Below are 12,612 nucleotides of genomic sequence, written 5' to 3' on the forward strand. Positions count from 1 at the left end.
TTTACTTGAAGCGGTAGTTGATGCGGCCTTTCGACAGATCATAAGGCGTCATTTCGACCTGCACCTTATCGCCTGCCAGAACCCGGATGCGGTTTTTGCGCATCTTGCCTGCCATCACCGCGATCAATTCATGGCCGTTGTCGAGTTCAACCTTGAATGTCGCGTTGGGCAAGAGTTCCTTCACGACACCGGGGAATTCGAGGATATCTTCCTTGGCCATGGTCTCTCCAATAGGATTTAGCCCGCGGGAACCGCAGGCATCGGCGGGGATATGCGCTTGTTGGGGGGGATTTTCAAGGGGGAAAATCGGGGGGTGGTTTGGTAGAAAAGAGCCTCCGGCGGGATATTTGGGCGCAGAGGATGGGCTGGTCCCAACTCGGGACCTTTTTTTGTTGTGATGTTTCAATAGGGTGGCGTGGCGTCGTTTAGAGATTTTTAACGATTTCGAGGGTTTGCGCGGCGCGGGCGGCTTGTTCGGGCCAGTGTTGGTGGTTGAAAACCGAGCCTGTGGCACGCACGGATTCGATGGCGGAAAGGTCGATTTCGGCGATGGCCCAACCGGGTTCGTTCAGCGCGGTTTGGGCGAGAATCCCGGTCTCGGGGAAGCCTTTGTCAGAGGGGCCGTAGATCGCGGCGGCGCCCACGTTTTCGTCGACAGCGGGGCAGAAATCGCACAGGCCCACGGTGGGGGCGTGGACGACCACACATTGGCCTTCCAGCGCGCGGGCCATGCTGCCGACTTTGACGCGGGTGTATCCGGCCAGAGTGTCGGTGCAGGACGGCACGAGCAGGATTTGCGCGCCCGCCTCGATCAGCGCGCGGGCGAGCAGGGGGAATTCGCTGTCATAACAGATCAGCACGCCGATCTTGCCCAAGGGCGTGTCGAACAGTTGCAAGGGGTTGCCTGCGACCACATTCCAAGTCTCGCGCTCAAACCGGGTCATCATCTGTTTGTCTTGATGGCCGATGATGCCCTTGGGGCCGTAGAGGGTGGCGCGGTTGGTGGGGCGAGTGTTGCCGAAATACGGGGCCGAAGCGCCGAGGATGTAGAGGTTATGCTTGGCTGCGAGTTGACAATGCAGGCCTGCGGCGGCGGGACCATGGCGAGCGACTTCGTGCAGCGCGGCTTCAAGGTCTTCCGAAACTTCGAGGGGGGCGAGCGAGGCCAGCTCCATGCTGCCATATTCCGGGAACACCAGCACGTTCGCGCCCATCGCTACGGCATCTTCAACCCATATGGTGAGTTTGTTGGCATATTCCGCGAAATCGACAAGGTGGGAGAGCGGGTAGGCGGCGGCTGCGAGGATCATTTGGGACCTTGGGATAAGAGGACTTTGCGCCATTATGGCAAGATGTGCTGCGGTTGAAAGACCGGACCGAACCGCAAACAAACTCTGCGGGGCAGAGTTCGTCGGTTCGTTGCTCAAAAGGCGGGACGCCGTTGAGCAAGGGGAGTTGGGCAGCAAGCCATTCCACAGGGTAATCGGGCCGCGCCTGCCGGGGGCAGGCAGGCGGGGCCCGATTTGTCGCGGGACAAATCGGGCAAGGGGGCGGTGTTAGGTTAGAGTTTGCGCATCCAGAATTGCAGCGGTTTCACGGTCTCTTCACTGTCGCCCACATCTTTCCACGCAAATTCGGCCAGCACGCCGGGCAGCGGTTCGTAGCCCCGGCCCCTCCAGAAGGCATCGTTTGAGCGGGCGTTTTCTGGCTTCATCGGATGACGCTCCGGGCGTTTGACCGAGCAGAACGCGACATAGGCGCGGTGCATGGCGCGGGCGTGGTCTTCGCGCAGATCAATGAAGCGGTGGCCCAGACCAATGCCGCGATAGGCGGGCAGCAGCACGGATTCGGCACCGTAAAGGATGTTTTCCAGTGGGATGTTCAGCGCGCGGAACGGGGCGGAAAACGCTTCGGCATGATCTTCCATCAGGGTGGAGGTCGAAGCGCCAATCAAGCGGCCTTGGTGGAAGGCAGCCACCAACAGGGCGCCGGGGTTGTCGCGATAGGTTTTCAGATAGGCGCGTTCGTAGTCGAGGTTTCCGTCGTAAAGGTAAGGCCAATCCCGAAAAATCGCGATGCGCAGCGCGGCTACGCCATCCAGAGCGGCCTCCAGTGCGGGGCCAGTCAGGGCGCGGACTTCGATTTCGGCGGCCAGATCTGCGGTCATGCCGAGACCTGAGCGATCCAGTCGTTGAGATTGTAGAACGTGGTGATGCGGGAGATTTTGCCCTCTGTCAGATCGAAGAACGACCCGGCGGGCAGGATGTAGGTCTGGCCATTCGCTTCTGGCAGGCCGGGGTCGGTTTTGAGATATGCGCCGTGGACCACGAATTCGGCGGCGGCGCGGGTGCCTGCCGCGTTGACGAAAATCTCAATGTCTTTCAGTTGCTCGCGGTAGGACACGCCCATATGCGCGCAGAATTCGGCGAACTTTGCGCGTCCAAGCCGGATGCCACCTTCGTTGACGCGGTGCTCAATGCCGTCGGTGACGCAGGCGAGCATGCCCATGGGATTCTCGGCGTTGAACGCGGCGTAATAGGCGGTGACGGTGTCGCGGGCGGATTGGGTCATGCGGGCCTCATACAGAATTTGGCGCATGGTGGCACGCGGAAGCAGCCCGGTCCAGACCGGGATCGGCAGGATGGCGGTGGTTTGCGACAGCGGTTGCCTGCTGTCGCAGTTGGTTCAGAGTGCCGACTGGCGCGCGCTTTACAGCGCCGCCTTGATCGTGGTGGCGATCGGCGTGGTTGGGCGACCGATCAGTTTCGACAGGGTGTGGCTCTCGTCCAGCAGAGACCCGCGTGCTGCGGTGTCATCGCTGTCGGCGAGGATATTGGCGAAACCTTCCGGCAGACCAAAGCTTTGCAGGATGCCCGCATAGGTGTCTTTCGGCAGAGTGTTGAACGGGATGGTTTTGCCGGTCTGTTTCGAGACTTCGGCAGCGAAATCGGCCATGGTGTGGGGCGTATCGCCCGCAAGTTCGTAGGTCTTGCCCGTATGGCTGTCGTCGAGCGCCGTAACCGCAATGGCTTCGGCATAATCGGCGCGGGCGGCCGAGGCGATGCGACCGTCAGCAGAGGACCCGATCAGCGCGCCGTGTTCAACCGAGGCTTTCAGCGATCCGGTGTAATTCTCGGTATACCAGCCGTTGCGCAGAATGGTGGCGGGGATGCCAGAGGCTTTCAGCACGGCCTCAGTCGCGATGTGGTCTTGCGCCAAGATCATCGGCGAGGCGTCACCCTTCAGGATCGAGGTGTAGATGATCCGCTTGACGCCTGCGGTCTTGGCGGCGGTTATCACGGCGCGGTGCTGGCCGGCGCGGTCGTTGAAATCGTTCGAGGAAATCAGCACGAGGGTGTCGATGCCTTTGAGGGCGGGGGCAAGGGTTTCAGCTTTGGTGTAATCAAAGGCGCGGGCCGGGGTGCCAGTGATTTTCGCCGGATCGCGGACGAGTGCGACGACATCGGCCTGCGGCGCGCGGGCTTTTAGGGCTGTGAGGGCAAGTTGGCCGAGGGCACCTGTGGCGCCGGTGATTGCGATGGTCATTTTGATCTCCTGTTTGGATGCGCCAGAGATACGCCTTTACTTACGAAAGGGAAGTACATACATTTTTGTTAGTGTAAGGTTTTGCGGCGAAAGGGTGCAGAATGAATGTCGAGGTGGAATTTCCGCCGAATGTGTTGGCGGCAGATTGTCCGTCGCGGGCGGTGTTGAAGCATCTCACCAGCCAGTGGGGCGTGCTGGTGATGTTTGCCTTGCAGGATGGCACTTTACGATTCTCGGCCCTGCGGCGCAGGGTGGGCGGCGTGTCGGAACGGATGCTGGCGCAGACTTTGCAGGCGCTGGAGGGCGACGGGCTGGTGCTGCGGGTGGCGCATCCGGTGGTGCCGCCGCATGTGGAATATTCGCTGACTGCCTTGGGGCAAGAGGCGGCAGTGCTGGTGGCGGCGTTGGGTCGTTGGATTGAGGCGAATTTGCCGCAGATGCAGGCGGCGCGGGTGGGGGCGTAGAATTGGGGGTTTCACACCCCCAAACCCCCGTGGGATATTTGAGCGCAGAGGATGACAATTTTAGATAAGTTTTAGGGAATTAGAGTTCCGTCGGCGGGCCGAAACGGTCGAGCATCCGGGTTTTGATCTGGTCGCGGGCTTGGCGGTAGGCGGAGAGTTTGGCGTCGCGGCCCTCGCCCAAGGCGGTGGGGTCGATGATCGGCCAGTATTCGACCTCTAGATGGTAGGATTTGGTCAGATCAAGCGCTGCATGCTGGCTGGCGGGGGACAGCGCGATAATCAGGTCGAACTGGCCTAGATCGTCGCCGAGGTTCTGCATTTCCTCGAACGAGCGCGCGCGGTGGCGGGCGAGCTCGATGCCGAGTTCTGCACAGACGGCGATGGAAAAGCCGTCGACCTCCATATCGTTCTTCACCCCCGCCGATTGCACATAGGCGCGTTGGCCGTAGAATTTCTTCATCATCGCCTCGGCCATTGGCGAGCGGACGGCGTTGTGATCACAGCAAAACAGCACAGCTTGCGGAAATGCCATCATCAGCCCCAGTGCAAAACGCAGATCAGGGTGAACAGGCGCCGTGCGGTGTCGATATCGACCTCGGCCTTGCCCTCAAGGCGTTCCTGCAACACCCGCGCGCCTTCGTTGTGGATGCCGCGTCTTGCCATGTCGATGGCCTCGATCTGGCTGGGGGGCAGGCGTTTGACGGCCTCGAAATACGACTCACATATCTGGAAGTAGTCTTTCACCACTTGGCGGAACGGGCCGAGTGACAGATGGAATTCGCCAACTTTTTCCGTGGTTTCCGTGGCGATATCAAACACCAGCCGCCCCTCGCGGATCGCCAGCCCCAAACGGTACGGCCCCGGCAAGGTCGGGCGATCGTCGCGGGTGGGCAGCGCGAAGGAGTTGTCCTCCAACAGATCAAAGATCGCCACATTGCGCTCTTGCTCAATCGTGGGGGTGACACGGGCGAGGCCTTTTTCGTCAATATCGATGGCGCAGATCCGGTTGGTCATGCCGTCCCCCCATTCAACCGATCCAACCGCGCGCGCACCGACAGGCCATGCGCTTGCAGGCTTTCCGAGATCGCCAGCCGTTCGGCTGCGGGGCCAATCTGCGCCAGCGCCTCGGGGGTCATTTTGGCCAGGGTCGTGCGTTTGACAAAATCCATCACACTCAATCCAGAAGAAAACCGCGCCGAACGGGCGGTGGGCAACACATGGTTCGGCCCGCCAACGTAATCGCCGATGGCTTCCGGTGTCCATGCCCCTAAAAAGATCGCGCCAGCATGGGTGATTTCAAGGCTCAACGCCTCGGGATCGGCGGTGCAAAGCTCCAGATGTTCGGGGGCGACGCGGTTCGACAGGGTGGCGGCCTCGTGCAGATCGCGGGTGATGATCACCGCGCCATTGTCGCGCCAAGATGCCCCCGCAATATCGCGACGCTCCAGCGTGACAAGGCGTTTTTCGACGGCTAGGGCAACGGCTTCGCCAAAAGCGGCATCATCGGTGATCAGGATGGATTGCGCAGAGGCGTCATGTTCGGCTTGGCTGAGCAGGTCGAGCGCGATCCAGTCGGGATCATTGTCACGGTCGGCAATCACCAGAATTTCCGAGGGCCCAGCGATCATGTCGATGCCAACGCGGCCAAACACCCGGCGCTTGGCTGCCGCCACATAGGCATTGCCCGGACCGGTGATTTTATCCACCGGGGTAATGGTTTGGGTGCCATAGGCGAGGGCCGCCACCGCCTGCGCGCCGCCGATGCGGTAGACGGTGTCCACGCCTGCGATGCGGGCTGCCAGCAGCACCAGCGGGTTCACAATGCCGCCGGGGGTGGGGCAGGTGATCACCAGCCGTTGCACGCCCGCCACTTTGGCGGGGATGGCGTTCATCAACACTGAGGACGGATAAGACGCGGTGCCGCCGGGGACATAGAGGCCAGCCGCCGAAACGGGGGTCCAACGCCAGCCCAAGCTTGCGCCTGCGCTGTCGGTCCACATCTCATCCTGCGGCAGCTGGCGAGCATGATAGGCGCGGATGCGGTTCGCGGCGAGCGCCAAGGCTGCGCGATCCTCGGGCGAGACTTTCGCACATTCGGCGTCGATTTCTTCCGGGCTGAAGGCAAGGGTTTCCGCTGTCAGCGTCAGGCGGTCGAATTTCGCGGTCAAATCCAGCACAGCCTGATCGCCGCGCGTGCGGACATCGGCAATGATCGCCGCCACGGTGTGATCAACATCCTCGGCCTCTTCGCGCTTCATCCCCAACAGGGCTGCGAAGCGGGCCTCAAAATCGGCATCACGGGTCGAGAGATGGGTTGGCATGGCGGCCTCCGGGAATTGCTGCGCTTGCATAGCGGTTGGGGCAGGGTGCTGCAAGAAAAACGCGGGGCACAGGCGGTGATGCCGCATTCCAACTGCGCGTAAGCGCTCAAGAGGCTTGCGGCGTAAGCCGCGCCATCAGATCACCTTTGCAGTCGTTCTATCCTCCGAAATGCGAGAACCTATAGGGCGAGGTGCCATATTTCTTGCGGAACGACTTCGAGAAATGCGAGGTCGAGGCATAGCCGCAGGCCACTGCCACCTCTGTCACCTTCAGATCGGTTTCGGCCAGCAGCGCCCGCCCGCGCGCCAGCCGCAGATCGTTCATATACCGCACCGGTGTGATGTTCAGATAGCGGTTGAACAGCCGCTCAATCTGGCGGCGCGACAGCGACAGATGGGCTGCGCAGGCGTCCAAGTCGAAGTCTTCTTCGATATGCGCCTCCAGATAAGCCGCCGCTTGCAGCAGTTTGTCGTGGCGGGTGCCAAGGCGGGCGGCGAGCGAGGTGGTTTGCAGATCCGCTTCCTGCCGGCGCTGCGTCAGCAGGCACATATTCATCACCGCTTGCCCCAAGGGGGGCCGAAGCGGTCATTGATCAGCTTTAACATCAGATCGGCGGCAGCGACGCCACCAGCGCAGGTCATCACGCGGTCGTCGATGCAGAACACTTGGCGGGCTGGCAGCATATCAGGATTGTTCTCGGCAAAGGCGTCGATATTGTCCCAATGCATGGTAAAGCGGTGGCCCTTCAGGATGCCCGCCTGCGCCAGAGCATAGGCCCCGGTGCAAAGACCGCCCACCACACGGCCCCGCCGCCACAACGAACGCAGCCAATCCCCCAAGGCCTGGCTGGCTTTGCCTTCGGGCTCTACCCCCGAACAGACCAGCACAATACCCGCCGGGCTGGCTTGGCCCCAAGCGCCATCAACCATGATCGGAACGCCGTTGGAGCAGGCCACCGGTGCGCCATCGTCGGACAAAACCTGCCAGCGAAACAGCACCTGTTGCGTCAGTTGATTGGCCATCCGTAACGGCTCAATCGCCGATGAAAACGCCAGCATGGTGAATTTCGGCAGCAAAACGAAGGCCACGTCCAGCGGCTCTACCTGCGCCGGCAGGGTGACATGCGCCGAGCCTTTGGCGACGAATTTGGCAATGTCGTTCATCGCTTCTCCTTTGCTGCAATCCTAGCAGAGACCCAGAGCAAACGCATTAGCTTCTGGGGGGCGGTAGGGTTACATAATCTCGCTAAAGTCTATAGAGATTAAAAGTTCAGTTGACGGGTTTGATTTTCCTGCCAAACAGGGTGAGCGCAGTAGGGAGATTCTCTGAAATGGCATTTGCAGATATAAATCTTCTCTATTCGCTGTCGGGCTTCTTTGTTGGCATGATCGTGGGCTTTACCGGGGTGGGTGGCGGATCATTGATGACGCCCGTGCTGGTTTTGCTGTTTGGGGTGCATCCGGCGACGGCGGTGGGCACGGATCTGCTCTATGCTGCGGCGACGAAATCGGTCGGGGCTGCGATCCACCACAAGGCCAAATCGGTGGATTGGCGGATTGTGCGCAGGCTGGCGACCGGATCGGTTCCGGCAACATTTGTGACGTTCGCGGTGATGAACTATTATGGTGTGCACACCAGCAAGGGCGGGATTTTGGCGCTGATGCTGGGGATCGTGCTGCTGGCGACCTCGGCCACCCTGCTGTTTCGCGACCAGATTGTCGAGTTTTTCAGCCGCTTTGCCAGCACCAACGAGACGAGGGTGGCCGCCCAAACCATCGTAACCGGGGTGATCCTTGGCGCGCTGGTGACGACCACATCGGTGGGCGCCGGGGCGATTGGGGTGACAGCGCTGTTGATCATCTATCCGCGCCTGTCGGTATTGCGGATTGTTGGGTCTGACATCGCCCATGCGGTGCCGCTGACGCTGATCTCGGGTCTGGGGCATTGGTGGTTTGGTGATGTGGATTTCGCGATGCTGATCTCGCTGCTGATCGGGTCCATTCCGGGGATCATCGTCGGCAGCACATTAGCGCCACGCCTGCCGGAAAAGGCGCTACGGGTGTTTTTGGCGATCATTCTGGTACTGGTCAGTCTGAAGCTGATCTTCAGCTAAGCGTTTGGTCTAAATGCAAAAGGCCGCAGGATTGTCCTGCGGCCTTTTGCATTTCATCTGCAGCTATTCAGGTCCGAATGCCCGCAAAGCGTTGTTGCCAATCGGCGCGTTCTTCGTCGGTGATCTTGCGGAACAGGTTTTCCGGCACCGTAAAGGCATGGCCTGCGGGCAGGGCGGCCATTGCTGCGGCCACATCATCGGGCCAAGTCCAATCATCCGAGCCCATTGCGGCCATCATGGTGGCACTCGCATCGGGAATGAACGGTGCTGACAAGATCGCATAGACCCGGATCAGGTTCAGGCTGAGGCGGATCATCGCTTGCGCGCGCTCGGGGTCGGTTTTCACCACCGTCCAAGGCGCTGCGGCTTGCAGGTATTCGTTGCCGATAACCCAAATCGCGCGCAACTCGGCAGAGGCCTTGCGGACCTCCATCGATTCCATACAGGCGGCGTAGTCTTTGATGCGGGTGCCGAGTTCTTCAATCAGGCGCGCTTCTTGCTCGCCAAACTCCCCGGCGCTGGGCACTTCGCTGCCGAATTTCGCGACGCAGAACTTGGTGACGCGGGAGACGAGGTTGCCCAAAACATCGGCGAGGTCTTTGTTCACCGAGACTTGGAAATTCTCCCATGTGAACTCGCTGTCCGCCGATTCCGGGGCGTGGCTCAGCAACCACCAGCGCCAGTAATCCGACGGCAGGATCGACAAAGCCTGATCCATGAAAACGCCGCGCCCGCGCGAGGTGCTGAACTGGCCGCCGTCATAGTTGAGGTAGTTGAACGACTTCAGGTAATCGACCAGCTTCCACGGCTCACCCGACCCCAGAATGGTGGCGGGGAAGCTAAGGGTATGGAACGGCACGTTATCTTTGCCCATGAACTGGTAATAGGTCACATCCTGCGCGCCCATATCGGTGCGCCACCAGCGTTGCCACGCGGCATCTGGCAAGCCCTGCGCATCGGCCCATTCCGCAGTGCAGGCGATATATTCGATTGGAGCGTCGAACCAGACGTAGAAAACTTTGCCCTCCATCCCCGGCCAGATCTGATCGCCTTTTTTGACCGGGATGCCCCAGTGCAAATCGCGGGTGATGCCGCGATCTTGCAAGCCATCGCCGTCGTTCAGCCATTTCTTGGCAATCGAGGTGGTCAGGATCGGCCAGTCTTTTTTACTGTCAATCCAAGCCTCTAGCTTGTCCCGCAAGGACCGCTGGCGCAGATAAAGGTGCTTGGTTTTGCGCACCTCAAGATTGGTCGAGCCGGAAATCGTCGAATGTGGGTTGATCAGATCGGTGGGATCAAGCTGCTTGGTGCAGTTGTCGCATTGATCGCCACGCGCAGACTCATACCCGCAGTTCGGGCAGGTGCCCTCGATATAGCGGTCGGGCAGAAAGCGGTGATCGTCGATGGAATAGATCTGGCTTTCCTCGACCTCGCGGATCAGCCCAGCCTCGGCCAGTTTGCCGGCGAAATGCTGGGTCAGCAGATGGTTACGCTCGCTGGACGACCGCCCGAAGTGGTCAAACGACAACCGAAAGCCGCGCGCAATCTCGGCCTGCACCTTGTGCATCTCGGCACAATATTCGGCGACAGGTTTGCCCGCTTTGGCCGCCGCCAACTCGGCCGGGGTGCCGTGTTCATCCGTGGCGCAGATGAACATCACCTCATGGCCGCGCGCGCGGTTGTAGCGCGCAAACAGATCGGCGGGCAGTTGGCTGCCCACAAGATTGCCCAAGTGCTTGATGCCATTGATATAAGGAATGGCGGAGGTGATCAGAATCCGTGCCATGCGATGCCCTTTCCCGTCAGTTGCGCCTCGTTTACCCGATGCGAGGGCCAAGGGCTAGACGAGGTTAGGGCATAGACCGGGATTATAAGCCTTTTGTGATGCGCCGCAGCGTACCGTCACCCTTTAGCCCACGCAGAACCGCACCCGCGATATGGGCCAGCAGCAGCGCCATCAGCAGCTTAGTCAGGATGCCATGCATGGCAAAGCCAGCGTTTTCAAGCGCTTCCGAAGTGGGAGTGATGGCGGGCAGGGTGATCTGGCCAAAGATCACCACATCCAGACCCGTGGCGGAACTGGCGATCCAGCCGGACAGCGGGATCGCCAGCATCAGCAGATAAAGTGCGAGATGCGTGGCGCGGGCGGCGCGGTTTTGCCAGTGCGCAGTGGGGCCAAGCGGCGGTGGCGGCGGGCTGATGCGGTGCCAAATCAACCGGATCACGGCGAGGCTGAGTGACGTCAGCCCCATGGTCTTGTGCAGGCCATAGAGCCAAAGCGTCGAAAGATTGGGCTTAATCCAGCCAAGTGCCGTGCCAAGCACCAGCAAAGCCAAGATCAGCGCCGCCATGGTCCAATGCAGCAGGCGCGAGATGCGGCCAAAATGGCTGGGAGAGTTCCGCCACATCTAGTCACTGCGTGCAATGCGGGCCAGAATATCTAGGCGCACCTGATCACCGACCATGTCCGACCAGCCCACCGCGCCAAAATCCGAGCGGTTGACCGCACCCGTCAGCCGGATGGTCAGATGGCTGAGATCGCCCGCCTGATGCCCCTTCTGCCGCCAGATCATCGCCAGCATCACCATGGGCTTGGTGACGCCACGAATGGTCACACGACCCTTGACCTCGGCGCCTTCGCCCTTGGCGGTCACCGAGGTGCTCTCGAAACTTATCTGCGGAAAATCCACCGAATCCAGTACCTTGGGCCCTTTCATCGCCTGAGCCGCAAAGGGAAACGAGGCCTCGGCATGGGCGGAATCCAGCGTCACGGCAACATGGCTGGCGCTGACATTCTTAAAATCGAGCGTGAGATCGGCGCGGGTGATCGGCATTTGCCCGGTGATTTTATCGGTGCCAAAATCAGTTTCAAACCCGATAAGCGATGCATCGGGTTGCAGGGTATATTTGGCAGGGGCAGCGAAGGCGGGGCTGGCACCGAGCGCCAAAAGCAACAGCAGCATGCGCATGTAAGCCTCCTTATCCTGAGGTAATGTAACATTAAAATGGTCAAGACTGCGCAAATTCGCGTGAGGTCAGACTTCAGTCTGATCGGGTCCTGCACGGGGGCTTTCCTTGTCGGGGCGCGCCGCCTAGTCTGCGCTGAAACAGGAGGGCGCGATGCGGCAAGTGCGATTGGGGCAGACGGGGCTTTCGGTATCGGCGATTTCACTGGGCACGATGACTTGGGGCAGCCAGAACTCCGAGGCTGACGGCCATGCCCAGATGGATATGGCGCTGGGGCACGGCGTGAATTTCTGGGACACCGCCGAGATGTATCCGGTCAATCCGGTACGGGCTGAAACCGTGGGGCGCACCGAGGAGATCATTGGCAGCTGGCTTGCGGCGCGGGGTGGGCGTGATCGGCTGGTGTTGGCGACCAAGGTAACGGGAGAGGGGCAGGACGCGGTACGCGGTGGCGCGCCCTTGACCGGAGCGGTGATGCGGGCGGCGGCGGAGGATTCATTGCGGCGGTTGAATACCGACTACATTGATGTGTATCAACTGCACTGGCCCAATCGCGCCGCCTATCACTTTCGCGACATTTGGCACTTTGACCCGAGGGGCGGGGATAAGGCGAACATTGAAGCGCATATGCTTGAAATGCTTGAGGTATCGACCGATCTGATTGCTGAAGGGAAAATCCGCCATATTGCACTTTCCAATGAATCGGTCTGGGGAGCAGGACGCTGGCTGGCGCTGGCGGACAAGCATGGTTTGCCACGAATGGCGGCGGTGCAGAATGAGTATTCGCTGCTGTGTCGTCAGTTTGACAGCGATTGGGCCGAACTTTCGGCGCTGGAAGACATGCCGCTATTGGCGTTCTCGCCTTTGGCCACCGGGCTGCTGACGGGCAAATATGCCGGCGATGTGATCCCGGAAGGTACGCGGCGGGCGCTTAATCCGACGCTGTCGGGGCGCATCACGCCACAGGTGTTTCCGGCGGTGGAGGCCTATTTGGGCATTGCGGCGCGGCACGGGCTGAATCCGGCGCAGATGGCGATTGCGTTTTGCCTGACGCGACCGTTCCCCTGTATTCCGATCATTGGCGCCACCAATCTGGCACAGCTTGAAGTGGCTTTGGGGGCTGCAGATGTCGAGTTGGATGCTGAGGTTTTGGCCGAAATTGATGCCGCGCATCGCGCGCATCCGATGCCATACTAGGTG

Annotated in this window: 16 protein-coding genes; 3 read left to right on the top strand and 13 right to left on the bottom strand. The window is 60.5% G+C overall.

Annotated features, from left to right (window positions below; translation table 11 throughout):
- Position 1 precedes the first annotated feature (1 nt).
- The 5 genes from infA to ACS5RD_RS11895 all read right to left on the bottom strand — a co-directional run bounded on the left by infA (position 2) and on the right by ACS5RD_RS11895 (position 3,546).
- Entirely contained in the window at positions 2 to 220 is a 219-nt protein-coding gene (gene infA, locus ACS5RD_RS11875; protein WP_054005112.1) for a translation initiation factor IF-1, read from the bottom strand.
- Between the two features lie 205 nt (positions 221 to 425).
- Positions 426 to 1,310 carry a carbon-nitrogen hydrolase family protein gene (locus tag ACS5RD_RS11880; RefSeq protein WP_489927600.1) on the bottom strand — a complete coding sequence of 295 codons (885 nt, stop codon included), beginning with the start codon at positions 1,308 to 1,310 and terminating at the stop codon, positions 426 to 428.
- Between the two features lie 251 nt (positions 1,311 to 1,561).
- The gene (locus ACS5RD_RS11885; RefSeq protein ID WP_054005110.1) at positions 1,562 to 2,167 is read right to left on the bottom strand and encodes a GNAT family N-acetyltransferase; all 606 of its coding nucleotides are present in this window, start codon (positions 2,165 to 2,167) and stop codon (positions 1,562 to 1,564) included.
- A complete protein-coding gene (locus ACS5RD_RS11890) occupies positions 2,164 to 2,571 on the bottom strand; it encodes a nuclear transport factor 2 family protein (protein ID WP_054005124.1) in 408 nt (135 codons plus the stop codon). The genes ACS5RD_RS11885 and ACS5RD_RS11890 overlap by 4 nt, the downstream gene beginning before the upstream one ends.
- Before the next feature lie 138 nt (positions 2,572 to 2,709).
- Complete coding sequence (locus ACS5RD_RS11895) at positions 2,710 to 3,546, bottom strand: SDR family oxidoreductase (protein WP_489927601.1); 837 nt, start codon at positions 3,544 to 3,546, stop codon at positions 2,710 to 2,712.
- Positions 3,547 to 3,647: 101 nt separating this feature from the next.
- On the opposite strand from ACS5RD_RS11895, the gene ACS5RD_RS11900 reads away from it, so the two are divergent.
- Positions 3,648 to 4,010, top strand: coding sequence for a winged helix-turn-helix transcriptional regulator (locus tag ACS5RD_RS11900; protein WP_489927602.1), 363 nt, complete (start codon positions 3,648 to 3,650; stop codon positions 4,008 to 4,010).
- A gap of 79 nt (positions 4,011 to 4,089) precedes the next feature.
- On the opposite strand, the gene ACS5RD_RS11905 is transcribed toward ACS5RD_RS11900, so the two are convergent.
- From ACS5RD_RS11905 to ACS5RD_RS11925, 5 genes are all read right to left on the bottom strand, one after another.
- A complete protein-coding gene (locus ACS5RD_RS11905) occupies positions 4,090 to 4,542 on the bottom strand; it encodes an arsenate-mycothiol transferase ArsC (protein WP_322326519.1) in 453 nt (150 codons plus the stop codon).
- A gap of 2 nt (positions 4,543 to 4,544) precedes the next feature.
- The gene (locus ACS5RD_RS11910; RefSeq protein ID WP_489927603.1) at positions 4,545 to 5,024 is read right to left on the bottom strand and encodes a UPF0262 family protein; all 480 of its coding nucleotides are present in this window, start codon (positions 5,022 to 5,024) and stop codon (positions 4,545 to 4,547) included.
- Positions 5,021 to 6,331, bottom strand: coding sequence for a histidinol dehydrogenase (gene hisD / locus ACS5RD_RS11915; protein WP_489927604.1), 1,311 nt, complete (start codon positions 6,329 to 6,331; stop codon positions 5,021 to 5,023). Before hisD ends, ACS5RD_RS11910 begins: the two co-directional genes overlap by 4 nt.
- 157 nt (positions 6,332 to 6,488) lie before the next feature.
- Positions 6,489 to 6,887 carry a helix-turn-helix domain-containing protein gene (locus ACS5RD_RS11920; protein ID WP_489927605.1) on the bottom strand — a complete coding sequence of 133 codons (399 nt, stop codon included), beginning with the start codon at positions 6,885 to 6,887 and terminating at the stop codon, positions 6,489 to 6,491.
- On the bottom strand, positions 6,887 to 7,495 hold the full coding sequence (locus ACS5RD_RS11925; RefSeq protein WP_489927606.1) for an AraC family transcriptional regulator: 609 nt from the start codon (positions 7,493 to 7,495) through the stop codon (positions 6,887 to 6,889). The genes ACS5RD_RS11920 and ACS5RD_RS11925 overlap by 1 nt, the downstream gene beginning before the upstream one ends.
- Positions 7,496 to 7,662: 167 nt before the next feature.
- On the opposite strand from ACS5RD_RS11925, the gene ACS5RD_RS11930 reads away from it, so the two are divergent.
- Positions 7,663 to 8,445 (top strand): sulfite exporter TauE/SafE family protein, encoded by a 783-nt coding sequence (locus ACS5RD_RS11930; protein ID WP_489927607.1) that lies wholly within the window; start codon positions 7,663 to 7,665, stop codon positions 8,443 to 8,445.
- A 67-nt stretch (positions 8,446 to 8,512) separates the two neighbouring features.
- Here the strand turns inward: ACS5RD_RS11930 and metG are convergent, their stop codons facing one another.
- The 3 genes from metG to ACS5RD_RS11945 form a co-directional block, all read right to left on the bottom strand.
- The gene (metG, locus tag ACS5RD_RS11935) at positions 8,513 to 10,231 is read right to left on the bottom strand and encodes a methionine--tRNA ligase (RefSeq protein ID WP_489927608.1); all 1,719 of its coding nucleotides are present in this window, start codon (positions 10,229 to 10,231) and stop codon (positions 8,513 to 8,515) included.
- An 82-nt stretch (positions 10,232 to 10,313) separates the two neighbouring features.
- Positions 10,314 to 10,853 carry a cytochrome b gene (locus ACS5RD_RS11940; RefSeq protein ID WP_489927609.1) on the bottom strand — a complete coding sequence of 180 codons (540 nt, stop codon included), beginning with the start codon at positions 10,851 to 10,853 and terminating at the stop codon, positions 10,314 to 10,316.
- Positions 10,854 to 11,414 (bottom strand): YceI family protein, encoded by a 561-nt coding sequence (locus tag ACS5RD_RS11945; protein WP_489927610.1) that lies wholly within the window; start codon positions 11,412 to 11,414, stop codon positions 10,854 to 10,856. It lies immediately after the preceding gene.
- A 151-nt stretch (positions 11,415 to 11,565) separates the two neighbouring features.
- On the opposite strand from ACS5RD_RS11945, the gene ACS5RD_RS11950 reads away from it, so the two are divergent.
- Positions 11,566 to 12,609, top strand: a complete 1,044-nt coding sequence (locus ACS5RD_RS11950; protein ID WP_489927611.1) for an aldo/keto reductase — start codon at positions 11,566 to 11,568, stop codon at positions 12,607 to 12,609.
- The last annotated feature ends 3 nt before the right edge of the window (positions 12,610 to 12,612 follow it).

This window comes from Cypionkella sp. PAMC25878, assembly GCF_058135695.1.

What these genes read in the sequence shown, in the direction of transcription:
- infA (WP_054005112.1), bottom strand. Translation starts at nt 220, where the DNA reads ATGGCCAAGGAAGATATCCTCGAATTCCCCGGTGTCGTGAAGGAACTC.
- ACS5RD_RS11880 (WP_489927600.1), bottom strand. Translation starts at nt 1,310, where the DNA reads ATGATCCTCGCAGCCGCCGCCTACCCGCTCTCCCACCTTGTCGATTTC.
- ACS5RD_RS11885 (WP_054005110.1), bottom strand. Translation starts at nt 2,167, where the DNA reads ATGACCGCAGATCTGGCCGCCGAAATCGAAGTCCGCGCCCTGACTGGC.
- ACS5RD_RS11890 (WP_054005124.1), bottom strand. Translation starts at nt 2,571, where the DNA reads ATGACCCAATCCGCCCGCGACACCGTCACCGCCTATTACGCCGCGTTC.
- ACS5RD_RS11895 (WP_489927601.1), bottom strand. Translation starts at nt 3,546, where the DNA reads ATGACCATCGCAATCACCGGCGCCACAGGTGCCCTCGGCCAACTTGCC.
- ACS5RD_RS11900 (WP_489927602.1), top strand. Translation starts at nt 3,648, where the DNA reads ATGAATGTCGAGGTGGAATTTCCGCCGAATGTGTTGGCGGCAGATTGT.
- ACS5RD_RS11905 (WP_322326519.1), bottom strand. Translation starts at nt 4,542, where the DNA reads ATGGCATTTCCGCAAGCTGTGCTGTTTTGCTGTGATCACAACGCCGTC.
- ACS5RD_RS11910 (WP_489927603.1), bottom strand. Translation starts at nt 5,024, where the DNA reads ATGACCAACCGGATCTGCGCCATCGATATTGACGAAAAAGGCCTCGCC.
- hisD (WP_489927604.1), bottom strand. Translation starts at nt 6,331, where the DNA reads ATGCCAACCCATCTCTCGACCCGTGATGCCGATTTTGAGGCCCGCTTC.
- ACS5RD_RS11920 (WP_489927605.1), bottom strand. Translation starts at nt 6,887, where the DNA reads ATGAATATGTGCCTGCTGACGCAGCGCCGGCAGGAAGCGGATCTGCAA.
- ACS5RD_RS11925 (WP_489927606.1), bottom strand. Translation starts at nt 7,495, where the DNA reads ATGAACGACATTGCCAAATTCGTCGCCAAAGGCTCGGCGCATGTCACC.
- ACS5RD_RS11930 (WP_489927607.1), top strand. Translation starts at nt 7,663, where the DNA reads ATGGCATTTGCAGATATAAATCTTCTCTATTCGCTGTCGGGCTTCTTT.
- metG (WP_489927608.1), bottom strand. Translation starts at nt 10,231, where the DNA reads ATGGCACGGATTCTGATCACCTCCGCCATTCCTTATATCAATGGCATC.
- ACS5RD_RS11940 (WP_489927609.1), bottom strand. Translation starts at nt 10,853, where the DNA reads ATGTGGCGGAACTCTCCCAGCCATTTTGGCCGCATCTCGCGCCTGCTG.
- ACS5RD_RS11945 (WP_489927610.1), bottom strand. Translation starts at nt 11,414, where the DNA reads ATGCGCATGCTGCTGTTGCTTTTGGCGCTCGGTGCCAGCCCCGCCTTC.
- ACS5RD_RS11950 (WP_489927611.1), top strand. Translation starts at nt 11,566, where the DNA reads ATGCGGCAAGTGCGATTGGGGCAGACGGGGCTTTCGGTATCGGCGATT.